This window comes from Polymorphobacter sp. PAMC 29334 (assembly GCF_019431245.1).
Lineage (GTDB): Bacteria > Pseudomonadota > Alphaproteobacteria > Sphingomonadales > Sphingomonadaceae > Polymorphobacter_B > Polymorphobacter_B megasporae.
The window spans coordinates 1,468,458-1,492,341 of record NZ_CP080243.1; the positions used below are offsets into that span (position 1 = coordinate 1,468,458).

Here is a 23,884-nt window from a genome sequence, read left to right on the forward strand (position 1 = left end):
AAGCTGTGCAGGCTGTTCGTGGCCGCTTGTTGGTGTAAAGGTCTGCAGACGGTTGGATTATCAAAGGTAGGTGGGCAGCGTGGCGGCGAAGGCGTCGGAGGAAAAGCGGGCGATGAGAGCGGGCAAGGCCAGCGCAAGGCCCGTACCAGCCGTCAAGCCGGAGACGTCAGTGACGGTAATTGCCGAGTCGGAAGGGCGCTCTGTGCGACCGCACACCGCCCGTGTACGCCGCGCCATGCTGGACGCCGCGGCCGAACTTTTCGCGGCGCGAGGGTTCGCCGGGACCAACCTGCGTGACTTGGCTGACGCGTTGGGGATGAGCCGGCCGGGACTGTACTATCACTTTCCGAGCAAGGAGAAGTTGCTCGAGGCCCTTATCGATGAGGTCACTGTCTCCGCCGAGCGGCAATTGAACGAGATGGCGACCAAGGTCGACCGCGATCCCGAGGACGCGTTGCGCCACGTCATGAGGGTGACGACCCAGTGGGTGCTAGACAATCACGTACTGTTCCGGATGCTGGATCGTTCGGAAGAGGACATGCCGGACGACATCCGTGCCAGCCACAACGTTTCTAAGAAGGCTATCCTCGAACATTTCACCCGTATTATCGTCAAGGGTATCGGGATCGGGAAGTTCCGCCCGGTCGATCCTCATGTCGCCGCGCTGACACTGGTCGGCATGCGCAACTGGGTCGCATGGTGGTTCAAGCCAGACGGCCGGATCTCGCAGACGGACATTGCTGACATGGTAGCCGAGATGGGCGTCCGCTCGCTCCTGCGCCCGGACGCCCATCGTTCGAGGAGCGATCGGATCAGCGACGTCCTCACTATCCTGAAGGAGGACGTCGCCCATCTCTCTCAACTGATCGCCGATTAGTCCTCAGGCGATGTGCCGTCACGTGGCTGCAGCAGGGGCGGATCGACGGTAGCATAGACCTTGATCTCTTGGAACTCCTCAATGGCTCGCGGCCCGCAGAGCAGGCCGACGCCGCTTTGCTTGAACCCGCTCTGTTCGAAATGCTCCGACAGCACGCCCCAGCAGTTCGTCCAGATGTGACCCGCCCTGATCGCCTTGCCGACACGGCGGCTGCGCGACGCATCGCGGGTGAACACGGAAGCGGCCAGCCCGTAGTCGGTCGCGTTGGCTCGAGCGACCGCGTCGGCCTCGTCGTCGAATAGCTCGAAGGTCTGTACTGGCCCGAACAGCTCTTCGCGGACGAGGATCGAGTCGATCGAGTCCACCTCGACCAGGGTCGGCCGATAGAACGCCCCCGACATCAGCGGTCCCTCCAAGACTGGCCCGCCGCGGACAAGGAAGCGGGCGGCGGTGCCTGCCTGCGACACCTTCTGGTCGACACGGCGAACGCTGTCGGCGTCGATCAGCGGACCGAGTTGCGCCTCGGGATCTTCGCTGTCGCCCAGCCGGACGTGCGCGTAGGCTTCGACCAGCGCCGTCCGGAGAGCGTCGGCGATGCCGCGTTGCACAAGTACACGCGAACCCGTGCAGCAGAACTGGCCGTTCATAGCGACGAGCGCAATCACGATCTGCTGCACCGCGACGCTCAAATCCGCATCGTCGAACACGATCAACGGTGTCTTGCCGCCCAACTCGAGATTCATGCGCTTGAGCGTCTGGGCGCCCTTTGACGCGATCAGGCGTCCGGTTTGAGTGCTGCCGGTAAAGCTGATCCCATCGACGTTCAGTGAGTCCACCAGTTCGGACGCGCCGGCGCTGCCGCTCTCGGTAAAGATGTTCAGGACGCCCGGCGGCAGCAGGTCGACCGCGGCGACCGCCTCGGCGAAAAGGCCGTTGGTCAGCCCGGTCTGGTGCGGCAGCTTGAGGACGACGGTGCAGCCCGACGCGAGCGCCGGGCCGATTGCGCGGATCGACAGGATCACCGGCGAGTTCCAAGGAGAGATGACCCCAACCACGCCTATCGGCTCGGGGACTGAACGGAAAAAGGTGCCAGGCGCCGTCTCCAAGGCCCGCCCTCCGGATTGCAGGAGCGCGCTGGCACCGGCATAGCGCAGCCATTCGACGGACCCGCGCACCTCCCACTGCGTCTGCTGATGGAGCTTGCCGCCTTCCCGGCAGAGCATGAGCGCTATCGCGTCGGCTCCCTCCTCCAGGCGGTCGGCTAGCAGAAACAGGGCGCGCGATCTGACCGAACGGTCCGTCGACCAGCCGGACTGATCGAATGCAGCCCTCGCCGCACGTATCGCTTGGCGCGCTTCATCGCCGCCCCCGTCGAAGAAGTCACCAAGTGCGCGCCCGGTCGATGGACTAGTAGAAGACCTGACCGTGCCCCCTCCGTGCCACGCGCCGTCGATCCAGTGGCGGCTGACCTTGTTTGCGTTCGTCGAATTCATGGATGTTCCTTTGCGTAGCGTGCGGCAGGTAGGGCTCAGGTGTCGCCGGCGAAGATGTCGAGAAAGATGGATGGCTTGAGATACGCGCCGTGGTCGCGTGGCTCATCAGCCTTGTGATCGATCGGTGCGGACGACGCTTGCTGATCCCGCGAGCCTCTTTGCGTTCCAGGTCTCGCTCAACCGCCGCTTCGCCGCTCTCGACGTCCAATTGTGCACCCTCGGATACGCACCCGCAATGAAGAGGCATTATCAGCGTCAACGTTGACTTGTAAACCCAAAAGCCGGATAGCGGACACTTGAGTCGAATATGGGAATTCCGGATGAGCATTGATCAGCCTGCACGGACCTTCCGCATTGGGCAGATCGTGCCCAGTTCCAACACGACCATGGAGACCGAGATTCCGGCGATGCTCCGTCGCATGGAGGCCGGCGGTGGAACCCGATTCACCTTCCATTCGAGCCGCATGCGTATGAAGCGCGTCACGAAGGACGAACTGGTCGCGATGGACCGCGACTCCGACCGGTGTGCGCTCGAACTGTCCGATGCGCGGGTCGACGTGGTGGGCTATGCTTGTCTCGTCGCAATCATGAGCATGGGCCACGGCTACCATCGCGAGTCCCAGCAGCGCCTTCATCGGCGAACGGTCGAGAACGGCGCGCCTACGCCTGTGGTGACCAGCGCCGGAGCGCTGGTGGACGGGCTGCGTGCCTTGGGCGCCAAGAAGATCGCTTTGATTGCTCCATATATGAAGCCGCTGACGCAGGTTGTTGTCGACTATATCGAGGCCGAGGGCGTGGAAGTGCTAGACCGCGTGGCGTTGGAGATAGAAGATAATCTCGCGGTCGGCGCCCGGGACCCGCTGGCGCTGATCGACATTTACCGGCGACTCAATCTAGCGAACTGCGACGCGCTCGTCCTGTCGGCGTGTGTGCAAATGCCGTCGCTGGAGGCGATCGCCATCGTCGAGAAAAGCGTCGGCATTCCCGTCCTTTCTTCGGCCGTGGCGACGACGTTCCGGATGCTGGAGGAACTGGATCTGCCAACTGCCGTTCCCGCTGCCGGGGCGCTGCTCAGTGGCGCCTATTCCTCCCGCCCCGCTCGCGCAGCAGATGCGGCCGCCTGACGATGGTAACGGCGGCACCCGAGACGCAGACGGCTGGCCTGCGCGGCGCCTATTGGGATCCCGAACGAGTGCCCGAGGGCGTGAGACTGTCGGTACACCCTCTTATCCTCCATGACGGGCAGGTCGTTTCGGCCTATCTGTACGCGCGCGGGGGCGAGAGCATTGCGGCCGTCATCGCTCATCCTCGTGAGCATCTGGTCGCTTACTATCTCGCCGCCGAGTTGGCGCGTCTGGGAGTGGCGGTGCTAATGCCAGCGCCGCGAACGGTCGGTAACGATATTCGGCTCGAACACGAGACGGCGATCGCAGACCTGGCGGCCTCCATGAACTTCCTGCGCCAGGCCGGCTATCGCCACATAGTGCAGGTGGGCAATTCTGGCGGCGGTCCGCTGTTCGCCTTCTACAACCAGCAGGCTCTCCTGGCGCCTGATAAACGGATTTCTCACACGCCTGCTGGAAAGCCCATCAGGCTGGCTGAGGTCGACTTGATCCCAGCCGATGGGATGGTCTTCGTTTCAGCGCACCTGGGCCAGGGCCGTTTGCTGATGAACTGCATCGACCCGTCGGTGGCCGACGAGGCTAAGGCGCTCTCGACCGACCCGTTGCTCGACCCTTTTAGTCCCGCCAACGGCTTCTCCGGCAAAGGTGCCGCTTACCCACCCGAGTTCATCTCGCGCTACCACCAAGCGCAGGTTGCACGGGTGCGACGCCTTGACGCGATGGCGCGCGAGCTTGTTGCCGAGCGGGCAGCCGCGCGCAAGCGGGCGACCGGGCAGCCCTCGACCGCCGATCGCAGGATTGCCGCCCACACCCCCATCTTTGAGATCTGGCGCACGGATGCGGACTTGCGCTGCTGGGATCTATCGATCGACCCGTCGGATCGGGTGCTCGGCTCGCTGTGGGGCGCGAACCCCGCTGCATCGAATTTAGGGAGCGTCGGCTTCGCGCGGATCTGCACCGCGGACAGTTGGCTTTCGACCTGGTCGGGCCTATCCTCGAATGCATCGATGGAGGCTTGCGCTCCCTTGATCGAGCAGCCCACGCTGATGATCGAATATAGCGGCGACGCATCGACCTTTCCGGCGGACAACGACGCGCTGTTCGGTTGGATCGGCACCGCCGACAAGCGGCGGCACAGCTTCCCCGGGGATCATCACGGCCGTCCTATCAGGCCGGGCGAGCCGAGTGCCAGGCCGCTAGCCGGTGCCGCCATCGGTGAGTGGCTTGCCGAGAAATTCCCCGCTTAGCTCCTCAGCACAGAAGGTTGGTGCACATGTTGACCGAGATGACATACGCAGACGTTGGGACCGCGTCGCCGGGCCCCTCTCCCCGGCTCCATGGCGTGCATCACACCGCGCGTCCCACCTGGAAACTGGCGGAGACTGTCGCCTTCTACCGCGAGGTGATGGGGCTGAAACTGGTTCATGCCATCTCCGCCCGTGGCTGGGGTCCGGAAACCCACCCGGACTTCCTGCATTTTTTCTTCGATGCGGGGGAGGGCAGCACGATCGCGTTCTTTTACTATTTGAATGAGGACAAGCCGACCGACTCAGTCGAGTCGGGTAGCTGGCTCTATAATTCGGTACATACGGCGTGGCGCGTGGAGACTGAGGCGCAGCTTATGGCGTGGCGGGAGCGCCTGGAAACTCTGGGCTTCAAGGTCATGCAGGCGGCGCACGAGATCATCGAGTCGATCTACGTAACCGATCCAAATGGCTACGTCGTCGAGATCGCGTGGCAGCGCCGTGACATCAGCGCCTGGGACGCGCAGGACGCCAGCCTGACCCTGGAGGCTGCGCTGCAACTCGAGGCGGAGCAGGGTCGCCGCCTCGAGGTCATGGACGAGGTCTGGCAGCGCAAGTCGCGGCTCGTTGACAACTTCTTGGCAGTCGCCGCGTAATGCCAAGCATCCACGTCCTAGACGTGCCCGAATTCGCAGGTCTCGTTAACGCCGCGCGGTCTGATCCCGATGTCGAGGTGAGCGCAGTCCGACGCGGCTACGTGACGATCAGCAGCAATCGCGAACTCGTCTTCGACCGGCGCCGCGTCGGTTTCAAGCCCGCAGTCTGGTACAGCTGCTGCAGCGGTGGCGTCCAGGGCACCATCGCCGAATACGGCCGCGATATCCTGCGGATCGTCGAGGGCAGTGCCGGGGGGTGAGGATCGCGATCGTTGCGGCGAGTCCCAAGGGGCTGCACGGTGCCCACAATATCTGGCGAGCTCGTGGTCGCCGTATTCTGGTAGGGAAGGCGGGAGCGACCTGGGTATTGAGGGCCGGGCTGCCCGCACTTGGAGTGACCGATGAGCGAACCACCGGAATATGTCGAGGCGCTGCTGTCGGTACGACCGATCATCATGCGCCGTCGGGTGCTTTGGAGCGAGTGCGACCCGGCGCGGGTCGTCTACAGCGGACGATTCTTCGACTACATGTTTTCAGCCTACAGCTGGTTCCTGCGACGGGTGATGAACGACGGCGAGACGCTAGACTCTCATGGGCTGGGCACGCCGATGAAGGCGGTCTCGCTTGAATTCCACAAAATGCTCCGTCCCGATGATTGGTTCGAGATCACTCTTGAAGTTGAGGGCATCCGGACCCGAAGTTTCGACCTTAGAGCTTTGGCGCGACTGGATGGCGGCGAGTTGGCGTTCACCGGCCGCATTTCTCCGATTTTCGTAAACGACTTGACCAAGACGAGCCAGCCTATGCCTGCTGCCTTTCGCGAAAAGCTGGAGTCATATCAAACGTCGGCCTCGTCAGGATGACTTTCGATGTGAATCGGTGAGGATATCGGAACGGATCGACGTACATTTAGGCATCTTCAGGACCGGCCTCATCGCCGATGTTTTTGGTACGAACCGTAATTGTTGGCACCGGCTCTTGCATGAAAGCCTCCCTTTGAATTCTCCGAAGCTGGGCTTGCCATAGCTTGCCGACAGCGTACTCAGTTTCGGACAACGATTTAAGGTCGCTGCTCGCCTTTTTGAGCACCCTTGTCCCCGCCCGCGGACGCGGTCGAAGCTGAGGCCGATAGCTTTGCACAGGAAGCGCTCATACCCGACGCCGTTTGGAAATCCGTGCACGCCGACTTTGGCACGGCAGAGGTCGCTGCACTCGCCGCTCAGGCGGGAGTCGCTCCGGCGATCGAGGCCGGACGCTGGCAGCGCGAGTTCCAGGACTATCGCCGCTTTGCGAAGACCGTGGGCCATGGCGAAGTCCGAAAGATCCTTATTCCCGGAACGGCAGGCCGATCCAATTAGGATTACGCGTCGGGCCGGCACGGCACTGGCGCTGGATGAACGAGCGCTTTCAGCCGGATCGAAACTCACTCCAGAAGTTGACGGGTTCGCGCTGCGCTGCCCGACTGATTGCGCAGCATCGGAAGGTTCATTTAGTGCGTCGACCTTCATTGGGGTATCCATCTGCTGAGGGCCGCGACGGCGTCAGGTGCCTTTCATGAACTCGATGCGGGGTCGTTGAGGAGATCGCCGAGGGAGTCGAGGCCTCGAGACGTGAACGCGGTGACGGACTCGGCGGTTCGTCGAAGCTGTCGATGACGCTGAGGCGGCCATCTTCGGGTTCCATCTGCTCGGCAAGCTCCTCGATAATCTCGATATCGACGCCATAGCTGCTTGCTGCGAACTTTGCTGTGAACACTATCGATCGGGCGGCCATCAGGCGGCCTTTGCGAGCGCGATCGGTGGCGTCCAGTACGCGCTCTGCTTCACCGACCTTCGCCATGCACGGGAGAGGTGGGCGGGGTCGCGGCCGGATCAGCGGAGCAGCGGACGTCATCGTGCCAGATCGCGCCCGTCTCGAGGTTGATGAGGCGCGACCCAACCGTGATGGCGAGTTCGAGGCGGTCGATCCTCCGTTCGACCCTTCTAACCGTACCTGGGAACGGGAAAGAAGTTCGCAAAATGCCCTGAACGGGTTTCTCCAGAAATCCGGCTGCGACGGTCTCCGGATAATCGAGGATCGGCATGCTGAGGCTGCCGCAGTTGGGGTCGATCGTGCCAGGCCGGAAGCACAGCGAGCTGTAGACGATCCGATCAGCCTGATGAAATTCGCCGCAGATCGTCCCGTTGCGCCAAATGAGCTTTCCCCAGACGGGCGAGCGTTCTCCTGGAAGCGCGAAGCAGACCTCGCGATCGACCGACAGTCTCCGCAGCAGCTCGGCTTCGCCTTCGCTGGCGGCTTTGATGAGCGAAGCGGCGACGTCATCGATGCGTCCGTGCGCTCCGAGCGCCTCGAGCGTGCCGCGCAATGCGCTTAGCCGGGTGTCCTGCGTGGCAGGGAAGCTCGGATCGTCGTCCTCGGATAGCTCAGTGTTCCACATCGTCTGGAAGACGCGACCCCACCGCAGGTCGTCTCCCATTCCGATGAACTCGAGGACGAAATCGTAGTCTCCGTCTGCATCGGGAAAACGCGCCCTGTCGATCCCGATGCCGACGAATTCCATCCCGCAACGTGCACTGACGGCTGCTGCGTGTCGTCGAAGGCCCTTCGCCCAATGAGCCATGTGCCCGCGATCGTTCCACATTCCCCGCATGGCCTCGGCGGTCGTTTCGGCGACGCGATGGAGATCTGCCTCGGTCGCTGCCGAGAAGATCGCGAAACGCTCATGGTCGAGGGCCAGTTGAAGCCACATGCCGCCAGCCAAGGCGAAGGGGGCGAACCTGAGCCCGTGGTTGATGCCATACCGCTCGAACGTAGTCGGCTTGGGGCGGCCAAGTACGCTCCACGGCTCTCCTCTTACCCGCTCGTCGATCAGTTCGAGCAGTCGAAAGAAGTTGGCACCCCCGACGGCGCGGGAAGCCGTCTCCCACGGCTGCAGGCCGCCACGGATTTCGTCCGGAACCCATCTTTCGCCGCCGATGAAGAACATACCCCCCAGGGCGAGTTGGAACTTCGTGCCGTTGGGCAGTCTAGACTCGCCGCCGCGCTCTGCCTGTTCGGCAGTCGCGACGTATGCCAGCGCCGCGATCGTCCGGTCTTCGGCGTCGAGCGCCGTCTGAAGCAAGGCGTCACCTCCGCCAGCGCACCGGAGGTCGATCATAAGAATGTCCGTCGTGCGTTCGACCATGCAATCGTCGAACGTCGGCACACCGCCGCGTAACGCCGCGCGCACGCGCCGTTCGACCTGCGATCTTGCCGGACCGCTGATGCCGATATGGTCGCTCATGTCGCCGCGCTCCGAACTGGAGAATGGGTCATAGGATCGTGCCGACGATCTCGGTATGCATTTCCGCTTCGGGCGCCTCAGACTTGCGGCAAGGCACGCAGTGGCAGAGCCCGTATCCCATCCAGGACGACGGCCGTCGCCCGACAGTCATCCTCGTTCTAGTCTAGAATGCGCTGCCGCGTCGCGGGGTCGCGCCTGTTGACCCATCGGTGGTACCACTCGATGGATGCAGCCCCTGACGGGTCGCTGTTGCGCCAGGCGAAGCCGAGGTGCTTCGCTAGCGGGCGTCATTACGGTTGTGGATCGGCGTCGAAGCGTACCCCCGGGTCGTTGAGGGTGCAAGCCTCTCACATTCATGGCGAAACCGCGAGAAGGGTTGGGTCACAATCGGCGCCGATCGTGAACCCACCCAAATTGCACGCTGTGTTTCAATTACAGATACTTACGCTTCATAACCGGGGTCACGCTTCGAGGCCGATTTCCAAGCCTCACTTGCTGGTCATTGACATGTCTGCCCGGCATCGCCCGCCTCTCCACATCGAAGAGCCGAACATGCCGCGCAGAGCCCGCAGGTGAAGCCGAAGCGGTTGGTGGGGTCGCGCTCGGGCTACGCCCTCCCGAGACCCCACCAACCGCTCATCCTAGTTGTCGCTGAAGCGCTCATCTTTGTTGTCGCTGGGCACGCGGGGACGGTGCGGGGCAGACGAGCTTACCTGCCACGAGTGCAGCGCCGTCCTCAACCTTCCGCCTGAGTTGGCCCGGTGCCATCGAGCGCCGCCATAGCCTCGTCGGGGAGATTCAGCGACGCAGCAGCGAGGTTTTCGCGCAGATGGGCGATTGAGGACGTGCCAGGGATCAGCAGAATGTTGGGCGAGCGTCGTAGCAGCCATGCGAGTGCTACCTGCATGGGCGTGGCTCCCAGACGTGCGGACGTGTCAGTCAGCGCCTTCGATTGGATCGGGTTGAAGCCGCCGAGCGGAAAGAACGGGACGTAGGCGATCCCGTCCGCTGCGAGCGCATCAATCATCACGTCGTCGTCGCGGTGCGCGAGATTGTAGTGATTCTGCACGCAAACGAGGTCGACGACGGCACGCGCCTGCTTCAACTGCCCGAGCGTCGCGTTGCTCAGCCCGATATGTCGGATCAACCCTTGCTCTCTAAGCCTGGCGAGCGCAGCGAGCTGCGGCTCGACTGGACCCTCCGCAGGTCCATGATCGGCACCGCCTCCCAACAGACGCATGTTGACGACGTCGAGCACATCGAGACCGAGGTTTCGGAGGTTTTCGTGCACCGCGACTGTGAGCGCCGCCGCATCCTGCGCCGGGTTCCAAGATCCATCGTTGCCACGCAATACACCGACCTTAGTCACGATCGTCAGACCGTCGCGGTAGGGGTGAAGCGCCTCGCGGATAATCTGGTTGGTTACGTGCGGGCCGTAGAAGTCGCTTGTGTCGATGTGATCCACCCCATTCGCAACCGCCTCGCGCAGTACAGCCAATGCCGCGTCGCGGTCCCGCGGTGGCCCAAACGCGCCAGGGCCGGCGAGCTGCATCGCGCCAAAGCCAATCCGCTTCACGCTGCGGTCGCCAAGCTGGAAGGTGCCCACTTTATCTATACTTTGCATATCACGTGTTCCTAATTCGAGTACAAATGTTTTTTAGAGATTTCCGTTATCGACCAATTGAAGCTGCGGGCAGTTAGTCGTCAAGACTCGCCCAGACTCGAGCTATCTTATGATAATATTGCATATAAATGCCCTACCTGCGAAGTTCGTTTGCCGACGGCCTCGCCTTCACTCGTTAATCTTGACGAAGCTATGAGTCGACAGCGCCCCAAAGGGTAGTGACGCCAGGGGCCCGCCCACGTCGAGCGATCCTAGATCAACCGGGAAGAACCCCGCAGCTTCGATGATCCCACCCACCTCCGCCTTTGCGGCGACATCGTCGCCGGAGTAAAACAACACTCTCTGTCCGCCGGACACTTTTGGTTCAAGCAGGGCCTCGCCCGGGTTGTGGTTAAACGCCTTTACAACTCGTGCGCCGGGAACGAATTGGCTGAATACTTCGCTCGAATACTTTTCCCCAAGATCGACCGACTTGATGCCGTACACTGCAAGAGGATTGCGCGCGTCCGTCGCGTCCGGCGAATCTGGAGCGAGGAATTCCACCGCGTTAGTGCCATCAATGACAACGCGCCCGTTCCAAGCCGGCAGAGCACTCAATGCGCCTTTCAAATCGACCCAACGCAAAGCCACCAAAACAATATCCGCGCTCGCGGCTTCTTCAACGGTGCCGGCCTTAATGGAAGCGCCAATCTCCTCTACAAATGTCGAGAGCGATTCTGGACCGCGACTGTTCGATATAGTAGCCGATATCCCCTTCTTCGCGAGAGCGCGTGCGAAGTTCGAGCCGAGAGTGCCGGAACCGATGATACCAATCGACATGTTTTAGACTCCTTCAATTGATTAAGTCCAGGTTTCAACGTTGCGACGTCGCGGTATCGATATGTCCTCCCGACGGCTACGACGCGAACATCAACAATGAGGATTGCCGGCTTGGCTTGCTGTTGAGTGATAGTCGCATGCTCACTTGGCTAGGGTTTCACAAGCAAGTGGATGACGCCGTCCGAGGTTACGGCAACGCTTCGGACAATGGCATAATAACCCCAACCATTGTCGCGCAGGACCATCTTCGAACCTGCTCATCCTCAAGACATGGGTCTCTGGACTAGAGCATTTCTTCGTCGCGCCATGGCGGTACAGGCTAGTCTGAAAAGCAGCAACATCGGATCGGAGTTGAAACCTAAGATCTTCTCAGGAGACTTTGTATTGTCCGCCATCAACGGGAAGAGCTTGGCCGGTTATGAAAGACGCGTCGTCGCTGGTCAGAAAGCCTACCGCACCAGCGATATCCGTCGGTTCCGCAAATCGTTTGATCGCCTGCCCTTGCCAGGTCGCACGTTTGACGTCCTCGGGCATGTCCTGAACAAGGCGAGTGTTAGTAAGAGAAGGAAGCACAGCGTTTACAGTGATACCTGAGTCCGCAACATCGTTAGCCAATCCGCGGACAAAGCCGATGACTCCCATCTTCGATGCCATGTAATGACTCATGCCTGGCACAACGATTCCAATTGAATTTGAAGATATATTTACAAATCGTCCCCACTTATGCTCCCGCATTTGAGGGACGAATTGCTTGGCACTTAGAAAATGGGCATCTAAATTGACGGAGAAGGTCTTCTTCCAGTTCGCGAAGTCAAGTTCGTCGATGGGCATCTGGTTGCCAATACCTGCATTATTCACTACGATGTCGGTATTACCGAACCGCTGCATAGTCATCTGGTCGATGCGCTTCCAGTCGTCCGCACTTGAAACGTCGGCGGTGATAATCAGGCTCTCTGCAGGCAGCATGCGAGCGGTGTCATCCGCTTTATCCATATCGACTAATACGATCTTAGCACCATGGGCCGCCAGTTTTATGGCGATAGCTTGACCAATACCGCGCGCAGCGCCGGTAATGATGGCAACTCGACCCTCGTGCGTTAATTGCGAACCCATCATCCTAGTTCCTTCATTATTATTGGCTAGCTGCTGTGGGCCGCCCCTAGGGCGTCGTACCTCATACTGGGACAACGCTGAAATGTGAGCGCCCGATTTGGCCGCCTTAATGGCCGAGGGCGCACACGATCTACCGACCCTTGAAGATTGGAACGAATTGCTCGCGCTGGGCGGCCACGATTTGCGGTCGCATCGCGCGCAGCGCCTCGATCTTTTGCTCACCTAAAATGAGCGCCTCTGCGCTGGAATGTACTGAATAGCGGCCAAGCACCAGATCATGTGGATGTGCGATGGCGGAGCCGACGACAAAGGTTGCGGCTTCAGAAGTGCTGGCGCGAAATGTCATCACACCTTCTTTATCAAAGACGGCCATATCACCTGCGCGCAACGGTGAGCCGACATCGATCGTGCCAGCGGCAACGGCGACGAACGCAACGCTATGTCCTCTCGGCGGGCTATAGGTCCAACGTTCACCTGCCTTGAGCGTGACGAGCAGGTAGTTGATGCCGTCTGGTGCAGCGACGGGGCTTCTGACGTGCTCATATTCGCCTAGGATAACCCGCGCTGGCCCAATCTGCGGGACGCGTTGCGCCTCCACAAAAAAACTTTCGACTGAACCGTTCTCGAGCTCGGGCGGGAGTGCGATCCACAACTGGAATCCGCGAATTCGGCTCGTGGTGCCGCGTGACATCTCCTGGCCATGCCAGACGCCGCCGCCGGCGCGCATCCATTCAAACCCACCATAAGCAATGGTTCCCCTCCCGGCGTCGGGATCATCGAAACGCACGTCGCCTTCCGTCAGAACTGTGATGGTGGCGATCCCGGAGTGCGGATGGACCGGCATGGCGCCAATCGCGTCACCGGCGGCCTCGAAAAGGTCGAGAAAGACGAACGGCTTCAGTCGCTCGCCGAGATCAGATGGGCTCATGAGCCGTACGATACCGCCATGGCCATTTCCGCGCGTTGTGTGCAAGACCCGGCGCTCTGGTGTAGCCGCTGCGCTCGCCGTGTGCTCTTCTAATGCGATCACCACCATCATCGTCCTATTGATCGGCAGGCAGCCATGCCCGCTTCGTGAAGGACTTAGTTGGGCAGGCGATCCTCTTTGCAGTAGCGGAGCTTTTTAGGACTCAGCGTCCAGCCGCAGCGACTGATCGACTCGTATCGCAATCGTCGAGGTCGCCTTATCTGCGATCGACAGGACCGAGAACCTTCGGCAACTCCCTGGCAAGATGATCCAAAAAAACTCGGACCGACGGTAGCACTCCATCGCGAAACGGAAGGACCGCGGTGATCGAGGCCTCGCCGGCCCGCCAACCGGGCAGCACCTGCACGAGGGTGCCGTCTCTTTCATCGATGTGGCAGATGAAGGCCGGGAGCGCGGCAATGCCGATCCCGTCCAGAGCGACCTGCTTCAACATGACCAAGTCGTTTCCGGCGATCCGCGGATCTACGGGGAATGCCCGCTCTCCCATTTCCGCATGAAGCAGCCGCCATGTCGGAGAATGACCTGGACTGAGCATCATGATCAGGTCGTGGTCGCTCAAGTCTTCTGGCGTGTGCGGCTGCCCGCGCAGTTGGAGATAGGCCGGGGAGGCAAAGAGCAACCAGGGTCCTCGTGCAAGCACGCGCTGGACAAGTCCGGAGTCCGAGAGCGGCCCTCCATGAGCACGGATGGCCAAGTCATAGCTGCCGCCGACGATATCGATCTGTTCGTCACTGATGTGCTGGACCATCTTGATCTTGGGGTGATCACGCACAAAGGCCGGCACGATCAGGCGGAGCGCAAATAGCGACGTAGCGACCGCCGTTGTGTATTTGATGAGACCACTCGGTTCAGTCAGCCGTTGGCGCACGAGGTTTTCCGCCAAGTCCGCGTGGTGCAGCATATCGATGGCGTGCCGGTAGAACAGCGCTCCGGCGTCGGTCACACTCTGGCTGCGCGACGTCCGATTGATCAGACGGACACCTAACGACGTTTCGAGTTGCTGTAGGCGATGCCCGAGCGTGGATTTCGGTACGTTCATGGCTCGGCTGGCGGCCGTCAACCCGCCGCCATCGACCACCCGCACGAAATACCGAAAGTCGTTCAGGTCAAGCATGACATCCTCCCTGCGGGCTTCATGCCGGCCGCTGAGCACCATCGACCCCAACCTGTGATGGACACCGATAGGCGGCAGAGAGGCAGCGGGCACATCTACTTTTCGCAGTCCATCCAGCTAAAACACTCCGGCGCTGCCGTCCATCCTGTTGGACTTACCTTCCTGCATCGACGCTCTACTCGAACGACGCACGCGGCTTACGTATACCTGAAGGAAGCGCCGCCCCGATCTTCTGTGACCAGTTGGCCACGCCTGAATCTGCCCGGCTGCTCGATTAAATGCCATGCGGATCAGAGGAGCGGATAATGAAAACCGATGTCAGGCCCCAGGAGGCGACTACCCTGGCACTCAGCTGGATCGACGGCGACTGGACCGGCGGCGCGACGATACGTGAGTCGATCAATCCCGCTACCTCGGAAGTCATCGGCTCGTACGTCGATGGAGGAGTGGACGCCGCGGTTGCCGGAATCGTTGCTGCTAAGCGCGCATTTCAAAGGCCTGGTTGGTCTCGCGACCGCGTTCTACGAGCGCGCGTTCTCGGCCAGCTGGCGGACGCTTTCGAACGAAATCGCGACGAGCTTATCGAACTCCTTTCCACAGAAAACGGGAAGGTCAAAGCCGAAGCCACGTTCGAAGTCGACATGTGCGCGTCGAAGTTCCGCTATTTCGCGGGAGTTACGCGCACCGAGGCAGGGCGCGTCGTGGAGCCGCAGCCAGGTAAACTCGCGATGGTCATCCGTCAGCCCAAAGGCGTGGTAGGGATTATTGTGCCTTGGAACTCACCGATCATCTTGATGGTGCGCTCACTCGCGCCCGCACTTGCTGCAGGCGCCACGGTGGTTATCAAGATGCCGGGTCAGACGGCCCAGACGAACGCGTTGACCGCCAGGATCATGTCGGAAGCAGCCGACTTGCCTAAGGGCGTTATCAACATGTTCACAGACACCGGGGAGGGTTCAAGGCACCTGGTCGACTCTGCCGACGTTCCGGTCATCAGCTTCACTGGGAGCACCGCTACCGGTCAGGCGATCTCGGCGGCGGCCGCGCCGAACCTCAAGCGACTAGGCCTTGAGCTTGGCGGGAAGACACCCATGGTTGTCTTCGACGATGCCGATTTGGAGATTACGGTGCCGGGTCTGGAGAAGGCTCTGACGGTCTTTGCCGGTCAATTTTGCGTCACCGGCTCGCGCGTGCTGGTTCAGAGCGGGATTGCTGAAGCGCTTCGCGAGCGGCTGGCAGAACGGTTCCGCGTACTCAAGGTCGGTCCCGCAGCCGACTTGAGCAGCGACATGGGACCGATGATCGACAAGCCCAATGTCGAGCGGGTCGACAAGGTTGTCGAGAAGGCAATCGCGGAGGGTGCCAAGGTTGTCGTACGAGGTGGACCCATCACGGAGGGCCCCCTATCGAGAGGTGCGTTTTTTCGGCCGACGCTGCTGACGGTAACTGATCCGTCGATGGACATCGTGCAAAAAGAAACCTTTGGTCCAGTTATGACGATGCAAGTTTTCGAAACGGAAGCCGAGGCTGTCAAACTCGCAAATGACAGCGCCTACGGTCTGGGCGCAAGCGTCTGGACGCTCGACGTCACTAGAGGTCTGCGCGTCGCTCGGGAGATCGACGCCGGGGTTGTGTGGATTAACGAATGGGCTGCTCTTTCTGACGAATCGGAGGAAGGCGGTTTCAAGCATTCGGGGCTGGGGCGGCTTAACGGTGCGAGCGCTATCGAGGATTTCTGCGAGCTGAAAACGATCACGATCAGCCCTGGCGTGATAACCGCCTAGCCAATCGGACCGTTCTTGGACAAATCGTGTCCGATCGATCGTCGCAGCGACGCGGTTTTCTTTCCGCTCGATCTCTCGAATTCCGCTCGGCGGTTCGCGGGGGCGTTGAGATGGCCTTGGCCAATCCCCTACAGTCTTACCACTATCTAAAGGAGACGACAGTTGACGAAGATATTGGTGCTCTATTATTCGTCTTATGGTCATATCGAGCAGATGGCCAACGCGATGGCCGAAGGCGCGCGCAGCGGCGGCGCCGACGTGGATATTCGCCGTGTCGCTGAGACGGCGCCGCAGCAGGTCGTCGAGGCGGCCCACTTCAAAACCGACACCGCTCACCCCGTCATCGAAGGACCGGATGCGTTGAAGCAGTACGACGCGATCATCGTCGGTGCGCCGACCCGTTACGGCCGGATGCCGAGCCAGATGGCGGCATTCTGGGATACCACCGGTGGGTTATGGTTTACTGGCGGGTTGATTGGCAAAGTTGGCGGAGCCTTCACCTCGACCGCCAGCCAGCATGGTGGCCAAGAGACGACGTTGTTCTCGATCATCACGAATCTGATGCACCACGGCATGACAATTGTGGGCCTCGATTATGGCTTCCAAGGGCAGATGGGCGTGGACAAGGTCCGGGGTGGCTCGCCTTACGGGGCGACGACGATCGCGGACGGCGATGGTAGTCGGCAGCCTGGTGCTGAGGAACTGGATGCGGCTCGCTATCAGGGCAAGCGCACTGCCGAGACGGCTGCAAGATTGAAAGGCTGACAGCCTCTCCGACGGTTGTAGCATGATCGTCATGAGGAAGTTGTCGAGCATGATCTGGACTCGTTGATGCAGACAGCAGCAACGTGGCTCACGACGGTCACGACAAATGCCCGAACGACAGTGGTCGGCGAGATCAAATCCGTTTTCGATCGCGACTGACCAGTGTTTCGTGTTCAATCCTAGCGACTGGTGTTCGTCCCACCGGTTGGACTTACCTAACCGGCATGAACGCCTGTTCGGATGATCGGCGACACCTCATCTCGATTGCAACAGGAGTGCTGAGGCATTCCGTTCCGCAACCATGAGGCTGCGGAATCTTCAGCTCGGGACTCAAACACGATGATAACGAGAAGAGGCCTGCTTTCGGCTGGTGCTACCACAACTGCTGCAGCGCTGACGAACACCCGTGCCGATGCGGTGGTGCGCAAAACAGATGTCATCATCGTCGGCGGGGGGTCGGCCGGGGCTGTGCTTGCCGCCCGACTTAGCGAAAACCCCCACCGCCAAGTTCTTCTTCTCGAAGCAGGTCCGAACTTCACCCCCGACCGCTATCCGTCGAGCTTGACCGATGCTGCGGTTGTCGCAACGCCGGATTTCGACTGGCACTACCACAGCGACGACAAGGCAAAGCTCGGCCACGACATTCCGGCGCCGCGCGGCCGGGTCGTCGGTGGCAGCTCTGCGGTCAACGGTACGGTGGCAATGCGCGCCCGTCCGGCCGACTTCGCGCGCTGGAGTGCTCGCGGGATCGAAGGCTGGTCATGGGAAGACGTACTTCCAGTGTACAAGGCGCTGGAGAACACGCCGACCGGCGAAACTACTTGGCACGGCCGAACCGGACCTTTTCCGATCCGCCAGCGTGCGACTGACGAGCTGACAACGTCGTTGCTTTCCTTCGTTCTGGCGGGACGGGCGACCGGTCTCGCGGACGTGCGCGACTTCAATAGCGACGTTGTGGACGGGATCGGCACCTATTCCCTGAATGTCGTCGACGGGGTGCGGATGAACACCGGCATGGTATATCTGACAGCGGCTGTTCGCGCCCGACAGAACCTTACAATCCGCGGCGGCGCCGAAGTCGATTGCTTAGAGTTCGACGGCAAGCGAGTGTCTGGAGTTCGCTTGGTGACGGGGGAGGTCGTGCCCGGCGGCGAGGTGATCCTGTCGGGTGGCACGTTCGGCAGTCCGGCGATCTTGATGCGATCAGGCATCGGCCCGGCCGCGCACCTGCGCGCTCTTGGCATTCCCGTGCTAGCCGATCTCGCTGTCGGTACGCGTCTGCAGGACCATCCGTTCTACTACAACGTCTATGCGCTGAACGCGTCGCACAAGGCTATGCAGCCCGCCGCCGGAGCGCTGGTCTGGAAGGGTTCTGCAGGCGCCGCCTCTGGCGACTTGGACCTCCAGCTTTCGGCCACGCACTTCTTCGATCCGCACGCTAGTCCCACGGGTGGAGCGATTGTCTTGGCAGCGGCAGTCACATTGCCGAAGTCAGTCGGCTCATTTAGGCTTGTGTCGCGCGACCCCCGCATCGCGCCGCGGATCCACTATAATTTCTTTGAAGATCCCGGCGACCTCGACCGTATGGTGGAGGCGGTCAAACTTTCTCGTGAAATCGGCATGACGGAACCATTCGCGGCGACGATCGATCACGAGATGATTCCTGGACCGAAGGTCGCAAGTGATGCCGCTCTGCGGGCCAACATTGTCGCGAGCGTCGCGGCCTATCAGCACCCGACATCGACCGTTCCGATGGGGACTGATACGGACCCCGATTCGGTCGTCGATCCTTGGGGGCGGGTCCGGGGTTTCAGCGGGCTTCGCGTGGTCGATGCCTCCATACTGCCCGATATCCCTTCGGTCCCGACCAACGTGACCACGATCATGGTGGCTGAAAGGATCTCCAGACGCATAGGGACATGACACGCAAAACTGGGGCAGCGAAGAGGGCGGGTTATACTGCAGGTTCTCTCAGAGAAGCGCGTGACGGCGTCCGTGTGCTTGGGTATCGCCAGCGGACATTGGAGGGCAGGGCCGCTCAAATTCAGTCGGGCAGCCGTAGCCGACGAAATGCAATTCGCCTTTGCTACTGGTCGCTGCCAAACGCGCAACCGATCATATTTCGATGACGACCGCGGAGTTGTGATTGCGTTCGGTGCGGGTCCCCGCAACCAACTACATCACAAATCCCCTGCCACTACGTGGCGGGGGATTTGTTTTTTGGCGATGGCGCTAAAGCTCGCAGCGTCACATAGCGGGTATCGAAATACTCGTTCACTCGCGGGAGCAGCGAAGGGGCTCGCGCCCGTCGTAGCTTGTGGACGCTGCGCTTCCCGTGCACGCTGCGAGCCACGCTAAACCCCGGTATGTCTGCGCCGATGGTCGCTGTCGCCGGGCGTCAGCAAAGGGCAAGACACGACTGTTCACTATTCCGCCGTGAAACCAGCGACGCGAGCGGGCGTCCGGGCCAGTGCCGCCGCTTTTCTATTATCTGACCGGTTCGACTGCTGGTATTCATCCGGCGAAGGCCGCGGCGGGGTCAGCTGTCTTTCATGAACTCGATGCGGCGGTCGTCAAGGAGATCGCCGAGGTAGTCGAGGCCTCGGGGCGTGAACGCGGTGACGGACTCGGCTGCTTCGTCGAGGCTATCGATGACGCTGAGGCGGCCATCTTCGGGTTCCATCTGCTCGGCAAGCTCCTCGATGACCTCGATATCGACGCCAAAGCTGCTTGCCGCGAACTTTGCGGTGAACACCATTGATGGGGCGGCCATCAGGCGGCCTTTGCGAGCGCGATCGGTGGCGTCCAGTGCCACGGCAGCAGCTGGTCGAGGTGCTGCGCGGGGTGGCCGGCGATGCGGGCGAGGACGTCGGCGAGCCAGGCTTGGGGGTCGACGTTGTTGAGCCGGGCGGTCTGGATCAGCGTGTAGAGGACGGCGGTACGCTCGCCGCCGCGATCGGAGCCGCAAAACAACCAGGCCTTGCGACCGAGCGGCACGCAGCGCAGCGCGCGTTCGGCAGCGTTGTTGCTGAGGCAGACCCGGCCGTCGACGAGGAACCGGGTGAACGACGGCCACCGGCGCAGCATGTAGTTGATCGCTTTGGCGAGGTCATGGTTACGCGACAGCTTCGCCAGTTGAGTGGTCAGCCAGCTGTGGAGGTCGTCCATCAGCGGCGCGCTATGTTCGATGCGGACAGCGAGGCGCTCGACCGGAGGACGCCCGTTGATAGTGCGCTCGATCTCGAACAGCGCGTCGAGCTTCTGCACGGCCTCCAGCGCGATCGGGTAGACCAAGCCGGCGTGCTCGCCGCGGCTCTTCTTCCGCGCCGCGCCCTCGACGTCGGCAAGCTCGAAGAACTTGCGCCGGGCGTGGGCGAAACAGCCCGCTTCAACCACGGGGCCGGGCAGCCGGCCCGGCCGGTAAAGCTCATTGTAGCCGGCATAGGCGTCGGCCTGCAGGAGCCCCGACCAGGTGGCGAGATGGGCACGCGGATGTTCGGCGCGCCGGTCGCGGGCGTAGTGGAACAGCGCCGCCGGCGGTGCCGGACCGGCGAACGGCCGGTCGTCGCGGACGTAAATCCATAATCGGGCGGTGTCGGTCTTGCCTCTGGCCATCACCGGCACCGTGGTATCGTCGCCGTGCAGGCGCTCGGCGGCGAGGATATGGGCCTCGATCAGCCGGTAGACCGGCATCAGGGCGAAGGTGGCGGCACCGACCTGGTCCGCTAGGGTCGATATACTCAAAGGTACGCCTTCCCGGGCGAACCGGTCGGCCTGCCGGTTGAGCGGCTGGTGCTGGCCGTACTTCTCGAACAGCAGCATGGCGAGGAAGCTGGGTCCGGCCCAGCCACGCGGCACGACGTGGAACGGCGCCGGCGGCTGCGTGATCGTCTCGCAGTCCCGGCAGGCGAACTTCTCGCGCACGGTCTGGATCACCTTCCACGTGCGCGGAATCACCTCGAGCGTCTCGGTGATATCCTCGCCGAGCTTCGACAGCCGGTTGCCGCCGCAGGTCGGGCACGAACAGGGCGCGACGAGGACGACACGGTCGCGCGGCAGGTGCTCGGGAAACGGCTTGCGGACGAGCGGCTTGCGCTCGAAGCTGCGGACGCTGGCGGTCTTCTCGGCCGCGGCTACAGCGACGAGGGCATCCTCGCTGGCGTCGGCTTCGAGCTCCTCGAGTTGCAGCTCCATCTGGTCGAGCAGCCGGCGCGTCCGTTCGGCGCTGGCGCCGTACTGCTCGCGCTTCAGCTTGGCGATCTGCAGCTTGAGATGCGCGATCAGCGCCGCAGTGGCGCTCTCCCGTGCGTTGGCGTTGGCGAGCTTCGCTTCGGCCTCGTCGGCCCGCAAAACGGCTGCCGTAGCGAACGCCAGCAGCGCTTCCATATCGTTGGGCAAAGCAGAAATGGCGGTGACCACGAGGCCGAGTGAATCACCCGGCACGCCTTCCTGCAAGGGCAAAATGCAGGGGCGAACGGCTTATCCAGCGCTCTGCGGCCGCCAACTATACTGCGGGTTACGCCAGTCGATCCCGTCGAGCAGGCACGCCAGCTGCGAGGCGGTCAGGGCCACGATCCCGTCGGTTGCCGATGGCCAGATGAAGCGGCCCTTCTCGAGCCGCTTGGCATAGAGCGACATCCCGATCCCGTCGTGCCAGACAATCTTTACCAATGATCCGGCGCGTCCGCGAAAGACGTACAGGGTCGCCGGCGAAAGGATCGCGGCGCAACGCCTGCTGCACGATCAGCGCCAGACCCTGCATGCCCTTGCGCATATCGGTGTGCCCCATCGCAATCCATACCCGCGCGCCCGGTGGGATCACCGCAGCACCCTCAGGGCTGCTGCCACGAGGACCGCCGACGCGCCTGGAAAGATGGTCATCCGCCGGCCGCGCCCGAGATCGACAACGAGCGCGGGACCAGATCCCGATCGCGGCGCGTCCGGGTCCGCCACCACGATCGCTTCGGCAAAGCCGGTAACCGACAGGTCGTCGGCAGACGGTGCCGTCTGCGCTGCCAGCTTCTTGCGCCAGGTGTAGAGCAAACCCGTCGAAATCTCGTGCCGCCGCGCTACGTCGGAGGCGCAAGCCCCTGGCGCGAACGCCTCCGTCAAGATCTGCAGCCGCTGCTCGTCACTCCAGCGTCGCCGTCGCTCCGGCCCCGAAAACACCGTGATCTGGCCCATCGACCACTCCTAAGCGCGCTCATACGAGTGCTCTTAAGACCGGTCGTTCGCCCATCCGACAAGGCGGCCCTCGCCGGATGGATACGACTGCTGCGTACTTGAAGCCGTCGCGGACGTGCGAGCCGGGTGGTGAGACAAGCAAATTATGGTGACCGACGCGAAGATCTACCGCCGGTTCGGAGCGGCCTTCTCGGGCACGCGTCCGACGCTTCAGCTCGGTGACAATGGCATCGACCGGCGTTGGCTGAATCGGCGGGCGTGGGGCACATCACCGTCTCGCTTTTATTCGCCTTTACGCCAGTCTGGGTCGGGATCGGCTTGATGTCGCGGTGGGGTGTCTTCGGCGCGATCGATACGTGGCAACTCGAGGTCTTCGGCTCGAACAACGTCATCCTGCTCGCGATGCTGTCGACGCCACTGATCTACGTACCGCTTGTCATCGCCCGGCCGGGACGGATCAACGGGTCGACCCCAATGCTGCTCGGGATGCGCCAGGCGTTCGATAATGACTTTGGCCCGCGGATCGTGAGCGATCCGAAGAAGGGCTTGGCGACGCTTCGGACGGCGCAGCGAATTGCCTTTGGAGTAATGGCGATTGGTGTCGTCGTCGTCGCTGCCGCGACGGTCAAATGGGTGCACGACGCCCGGTCGCCACATGCACGGTTGCCCAGCGTCGGCTATGCCACACTGATCGACCCAGCGACGTCGCTCCCCGAGGCGGCGACAGTCAAGGATGTCGTCGCCGATCGCTCTATACAGTGGGCGTATGATTTTACCGTGCGCCAAGACGCGCATCACGATGTCTATTACCCGCTGCGGCCGCTCGGACAGCCGGCGACTGCGCCAGTCGCGCTGGTTGAACGCGACCAGACAAGCCCGCAGTACGATGCCATGGCCGTGTGGAACATGGTCAATGCGCCCGGCGCGCGAGAGGGTGTGCCTGCCGTCCTCGGCACGTGGAAAGCCGATCAACTGCGCCGCGCCGGGTTTGTGCTGGCGCCGCGGGTGATCGTCCTGACGCGTCAGCAACTACACGGTCGAAGTCCCGACCCCGACCCATTCGACAATTTTCCGTTCGTCTTGGTGGGCATCGTCGCGCTAGTTCTCGGCGGCCTATTTGGTTTGAGATTTACGCGATTGCGACGGCTTCGCGACGGCACCAGTTTACGCTCTCTCAAGTAGCCGCGATGAAGCGACCCCACTCTGGCGTCGCAAACCACATCATCCTGGATTACGCCCGCTCGTCACGCATTCTGCCGCGACGAAACAACAGCGGTGCCGCAATAAGAAAGAGCAACGCGACGGAACAGTGAGTTACGCTAATCGGAGGATGGGTCAGGGCGCGAAGCAGCTCGCCCACTCCCACCGCAACGCAGATTATCGCGAGCCCGCGCTGCCATGATGTCCCGCGCCGCGCTTCCCGCCGCGCGGCCTCGACCACGCCGGGTGGAAACGGAAACATGATCAGCGTCTCGTCGGCTTCGTCGATGAAACCCTCCCGGGGATGCTCCTCGCCCATTGTCTGCGCATAGGACAACGACGTGGCGTGCCCGCCGGCAGTCCGCACATCGTCGGGCATCGGCTGCAGCATCGCATACGTTCTCGGCTCGGCCTCATGGGCGGTGTTATCGACCCTGTTCCCCTGCGCCACGGAGAGCGCACGCAAGGCCTCGACAGCTTCGCTCATAGACATTCCCTCCGACGCTGGTGGCGGCGATTTCCCGACACAGCCCGGGTCATACGCATATTATCGCGCGAGCCGGTGAAGAAAAAGCCCACTGCGACGGGAGGACCGCCTACTGCTTGGCGACGATCG

Annotated in this window: 24 protein-coding genes and 1 pseudogene; 11 read left to right on the plus strand and 14 right to left on the minus strand. The window is 61.9% G+C overall.

All coding sequences use genetic code 11. The annotated features are described in order from the left end of the window. Positions 1 to 79: 79 nt before the first annotated feature. Positions 80 to 877, plus strand: a complete 798-nt coding sequence (locus KZX46_RS10840) for a TetR/AcrR family transcriptional regulator (protein WP_219776581.1) — start codon at positions 80 to 82, stop codon at positions 875 to 877. On the opposite strand, the gene KZX46_RS10845 is transcribed toward KZX46_RS10840, so the two are convergent. Further along, a complete protein-coding gene (locus KZX46_RS10845) occupies positions 874 to 2,370 on the minus strand; it encodes an aldehyde dehydrogenase family protein (protein WP_219776582.1) in 1,497 nt (498 codons plus the stop codon). The two genes, KZX46_RS10840 and KZX46_RS10845, sit on opposite strands and share 4 nt — an antisense overlap. Before the next feature lie 320 nt (positions 2,371 to 2,690). On the opposite strand from KZX46_RS10845, the gene KZX46_RS10850 reads away from it, so the two are divergent. The 6 genes from KZX46_RS10850 to KZX46_RS10875 all read left to right on the plus strand — a co-directional run bounded on the left by KZX46_RS10850 (position 2,691) and on the right by KZX46_RS10875 (position 6,752). Then, the gene (locus tag KZX46_RS10850) at positions 2,691 to 3,494 is read left to right on the plus strand and encodes an Asp/Glu racemase (protein WP_304610431.1); all 804 of its coding nucleotides are present in this window, start codon (positions 2,691 to 2,693) and stop codon (positions 3,492 to 3,494) included. Positions 3,495 to 3,496: 2 nt separating this feature from the next. Beyond that, entirely contained in the window at positions 3,497 to 4,741 is a 1,245-nt protein-coding gene (locus tag KZX46_RS10855) for a hypothetical protein (RefSeq protein ID WP_219776583.1), read from the plus strand. 26 nt (positions 4,742 to 4,767) lie between these two features. Then, the gene (locus KZX46_RS10860; protein WP_219776584.1) at positions 4,768 to 5,394 is read left to right on the plus strand and encodes a VOC family protein; all 627 of its coding nucleotides are present in this window, start codon (positions 4,768 to 4,770) and stop codon (positions 5,392 to 5,394) included. Beyond that, positions 5,394 to 5,654 carry a hypothetical protein gene (locus KZX46_RS10865; RefSeq protein WP_219776585.1) on the plus strand — a complete coding sequence of 87 codons (261 nt, stop codon included), beginning with the start codon at positions 5,394 to 5,396 and terminating at the stop codon, positions 5,652 to 5,654. Before KZX46_RS10860 ends, KZX46_RS10865 begins: the two co-directional genes overlap by 1 nt. Positions 5,655 to 5,795: 141 nt before the next feature. Then, positions 5,796 to 6,257 carry a thioesterase family protein gene (locus KZX46_RS10870; RefSeq protein ID WP_219776586.1) on the plus strand — a complete coding sequence of 154 codons (462 nt, stop codon included), beginning with the start codon at positions 5,796 to 5,798 and terminating at the stop codon, positions 6,255 to 6,257. Positions 6,258 to 6,569: 312 nt separating this feature from the next. Next, positions 6,570 to 6,752 (plus strand): hypothetical protein, encoded by a 183-nt coding sequence (locus KZX46_RS10875; protein WP_219776587.1) that lies wholly within the window; start codon positions 6,570 to 6,572, stop codon positions 6,750 to 6,752. A 127-nt stretch (positions 6,753 to 6,879) separates the two neighbouring features. Here the strand turns inward: KZX46_RS10875 and KZX46_RS10880 are convergent, their stop codons facing one another. From KZX46_RS10880 to KZX46_RS10915, 8 genes and pseudogenes are all read right to left on the minus strand, one after another. Beyond that, on the minus strand, positions 6,880 to 7,233 hold the full coding sequence (locus KZX46_RS10880; protein ID WP_219776588.1) for a hypothetical protein: 354 nt from the start codon (positions 7,231 to 7,233) through the stop codon (positions 6,880 to 6,882). Beyond that, positions 7,217 to 8,677: a hypothetical protein gene (locus KZX46_RS10885; protein ID WP_219776589.1), complete on the minus strand. Its 1,461-nt coding sequence runs from the start codon at positions 8,675 to 8,677 to the stop codon at positions 7,217 to 7,219. Before KZX46_RS10885 ends, KZX46_RS10880 begins: the two co-directional genes overlap by 17 nt. Before the next feature lie 158 nt (positions 8,678 to 8,835). Then, positions 8,836 to 8,904: pseudogene (locus tag KZX46_RS23500) on the minus strand (hypothetical protein); the annotation flags it as partial. 509 nt (positions 8,905 to 9,413) lie between these two features. Then, entirely contained in the window at positions 9,414 to 10,301 is an 888-nt protein-coding gene (locus tag KZX46_RS10895) for an aldo/keto reductase family oxidoreductase (protein ID WP_219776590.1), read from the minus strand. 168 nt (positions 10,302 to 10,469) lie between these two features. Next, complete coding sequence (locus KZX46_RS10900) at positions 10,470 to 11,120, minus strand: NADPH-dependent F420 reductase (RefSeq protein WP_219776591.1); 651 nt, start codon at positions 11,118 to 11,120, stop codon at positions 10,470 to 10,472. A 369-nt stretch (positions 11,121 to 11,489) separates the two neighbouring features. Further along, a complete protein-coding gene (locus KZX46_RS10905) occupies positions 11,490 to 12,236 on the minus strand; it encodes an SDR family NAD(P)-dependent oxidoreductase (RefSeq protein ID WP_219776592.1) in 747 nt (248 codons plus the stop codon). Between the two features lie 127 nt (positions 12,237 to 12,363). Then, positions 12,364 to 13,272 (minus strand): pirin family protein, encoded by a 909-nt coding sequence (locus KZX46_RS10910; protein WP_219776593.1) that lies wholly within the window; start codon positions 13,270 to 13,272, stop codon positions 12,364 to 12,366. Positions 13,273 to 13,417: 145 nt separating this feature from the next. After that, positions 13,418 to 14,335, minus strand: coding sequence for a LysR substrate-binding domain-containing protein (locus KZX46_RS10915; RefSeq protein ID WP_219776594.1), 918 nt, complete (start codon positions 14,333 to 14,335; stop codon positions 13,418 to 13,420). A gap of 305 nt (positions 14,336 to 14,640) precedes the next feature. Here KZX46_RS10915 and KZX46_RS10920 point away from each other — a divergent pair, with 305 nt between their 5' ends. From KZX46_RS10920 to KZX46_RS10930, 3 genes are all read left to right on the plus strand, one after another. Then, entirely contained in the window at positions 14,641 to 16,119 is a 1,479-nt protein-coding gene (locus tag KZX46_RS10920) for an aldehyde dehydrogenase family protein (RefSeq protein WP_219776595.1), read from the plus strand. 162 nt (positions 16,120 to 16,281) lie between these two features. Further along, complete coding sequence (gene wrbA, locus KZX46_RS10925; RefSeq protein ID WP_219776596.1) at positions 16,282 to 16,884, plus strand: NAD(P)H:quinone oxidoreductase; 603 nt, start codon at positions 16,282 to 16,284, stop codon at positions 16,882 to 16,884. A gap of 420 nt (positions 16,885 to 17,304) precedes the next feature. Next, positions 17,305 to 18,807, plus strand: a complete 1,503-nt coding sequence (locus tag KZX46_RS10930; RefSeq protein ID WP_219776597.1) for a GMC family oxidoreductase — start codon at positions 17,305 to 17,307, stop codon at positions 18,805 to 18,807. Positions 18,808 to 19,423: 616 nt separating this feature from the next. On the opposite strand, the gene KZX46_RS10935 is transcribed toward KZX46_RS10930, so the two are convergent. The 4 genes from KZX46_RS10935 to KZX46_RS10950 all read right to left on the minus strand — a co-directional run bounded on the left by KZX46_RS10935 (position 19,424) and on the right by KZX46_RS10950 (position 22,068). Continuing rightward, positions 19,424 to 19,699 carry a hypothetical protein gene (locus KZX46_RS10935; RefSeq protein WP_219776598.1) on the minus strand — a complete coding sequence of 92 codons (276 nt, stop codon included), beginning with the start codon at positions 19,697 to 19,699 and terminating at the stop codon, positions 19,424 to 19,426. After that, positions 19,657 to 21,270 (minus strand): IS66 family transposase, encoded by a 1,614-nt coding sequence (locus KZX46_RS10940; RefSeq protein ID WP_226896275.1) that lies wholly within the window; start codon positions 21,268 to 21,270, stop codon positions 19,657 to 19,659. Before KZX46_RS10940 ends, KZX46_RS10935 begins: the two co-directional genes overlap by 43 nt. A 93-nt stretch (positions 21,271 to 21,363) precedes the next feature. After that, positions 21,364 to 21,555 (minus strand): IS66 family insertion sequence element accessory protein TnpB, encoded by a 192-nt coding sequence (gene tnpB, locus KZX46_RS23250; RefSeq protein WP_255615455.1) that lies wholly within the window; start codon positions 21,553 to 21,555, stop codon positions 21,364 to 21,366. A 147-nt stretch (positions 21,556 to 21,702) separates the two neighbouring features. After that, on the minus strand, positions 21,703 to 22,068 hold the full coding sequence (locus tag KZX46_RS10950) for a transposase (RefSeq protein WP_219776599.1): 366 nt from the start codon (positions 22,066 to 22,068) through the stop codon (positions 21,703 to 21,705). A gap of 321 nt (positions 22,069 to 22,389) precedes the next feature. On the opposite strand from KZX46_RS10950, the gene KZX46_RS10955 reads away from it, so the two are divergent. Continuing rightward, positions 22,390 to 23,250, plus strand: a complete 861-nt coding sequence (locus tag KZX46_RS10955; protein ID WP_219776600.1) for a hypothetical protein — start codon at positions 22,390 to 22,392, stop codon at positions 23,248 to 23,250. A 49-nt stretch (positions 23,251 to 23,299) separates the two neighbouring features. Here KZX46_RS10955 and KZX46_RS10960 read toward each other — a convergent pair whose 3' ends face one another. After that, positions 23,300 to 23,755, minus strand: a complete 456-nt coding sequence (locus tag KZX46_RS10960; RefSeq protein WP_219776601.1) for a hypothetical protein — start codon at positions 23,753 to 23,755, stop codon at positions 23,300 to 23,302. Positions 23,756 to 23,884 lie beyond the last annotated feature (129 nt).

Coding starts and splice junctions, on each gene's coding strand:
- KZX46_RS10910 (WP_219776593.1), bottom strand. CDS start 13,272: ATGATGGTGGTGATCGCATTAGAAGAGCACACGGCGAGCGCAGCGGCT.
- KZX46_RS10940 (WP_226896275.1), bottom strand. CDS start 21,270: ATGGAAGCGCTGCTGGCGTTCGCTACGGCAGCCGTTTTGCGGGCCGAC.
- KZX46_RS10865 (WP_219776585.1), top strand. CDS start 5,394: ATGCCAAGCATCCACGTCCTAGACGTGCCCGAATTCGCAGGTCTCGTT.
- KZX46_RS10920 (WP_219776595.1), top strand. CDS start 14,641: ATGAAAACCGATGTCAGGCCCCAGGAGGCGACTACCCTGGCACTCAGC.
- KZX46_RS10870 (WP_219776586.1), top strand. CDS start 5,796: ATGAGCGAACCACCGGAATATGTCGAGGCGCTGCTGTCGGTACGACCG.
- KZX46_RS10960 (WP_219776601.1), bottom strand. CDS start 23,755: ATGAGCGAAGCTGTCGAGGCCTTGCGTGCGCTCTCCGTGGCGCAGGGG.
- KZX46_RS10950 (WP_219776599.1), bottom strand. CDS start 22,068: ATGGGCCAGATCACGGTGTTTTCGGGGCCGGAGCGACGGCGACGCTGG.
- KZX46_RS10955 (WP_219776600.1), top strand. CDS start 22,390: ATGTCGCGGTGGGGTGTCTTCGGCGCGATCGATACGTGGCAACTCGAG.
- KZX46_RS10905 (WP_219776592.1), bottom strand. CDS start 12,236: ATGATGGGTTCGCAATTAACGCACGAGGGTCGAGTTGCCATCATTACC.
- KZX46_RS10900 (WP_219776591.1), bottom strand. CDS start 11,120: ATGTCGATTGGTATCATCGGTTCCGGCACTCTCGGCTCGAACTTCGCA.
- KZX46_RS10895 (WP_219776590.1), bottom strand. CDS start 10,301: ATGCAAAGTATAGATAAAGTGGGCACCTTCCAGCTTGGCGACCGCAGC.
- KZX46_RS10845 (WP_219776582.1), bottom strand. CDS start 2,370: ATGAATTCGACGAACGCAAACAAGGTCAGCCGCCACTGGATCGACGGC.
- KZX46_RS10915 (WP_219776594.1), bottom strand. CDS start 14,335: ATGCTTGACCTGAACGACTTTCGGTATTTCGTGCGGGTGGTCGATGGC.
- KZX46_RS10860 (WP_219776584.1), top strand. CDS start 4,768: ATGTTGACCGAGATGACATACGCAGACGTTGGGACCGCGTCGCCGGGC.
- KZX46_RS10850 (WP_304610431.1), top strand. CDS start 2,691: ATGAGCATTGATCAGCCTGCACGGACCTTCCGCATTGGGCAGATCGTG.
- KZX46_RS10885 (WP_219776589.1), bottom strand. CDS start 8,677: ATGAGCGACCATATCGGCATCAGCGGTCCGGCAAGATCGCAGGTCGAA.
- KZX46_RS10880 (WP_219776588.1), bottom strand. CDS start 7,233: ATGGCGAAGGTCGGTGAAGCAGAGCGCGTACTGGACGCCACCGATCGC.
- KZX46_RS10855 (WP_219776583.1), top strand. CDS start 3,497: ATGGTAACGGCGGCACCCGAGACGCAGACGGCTGGCCTGCGCGGCGCC.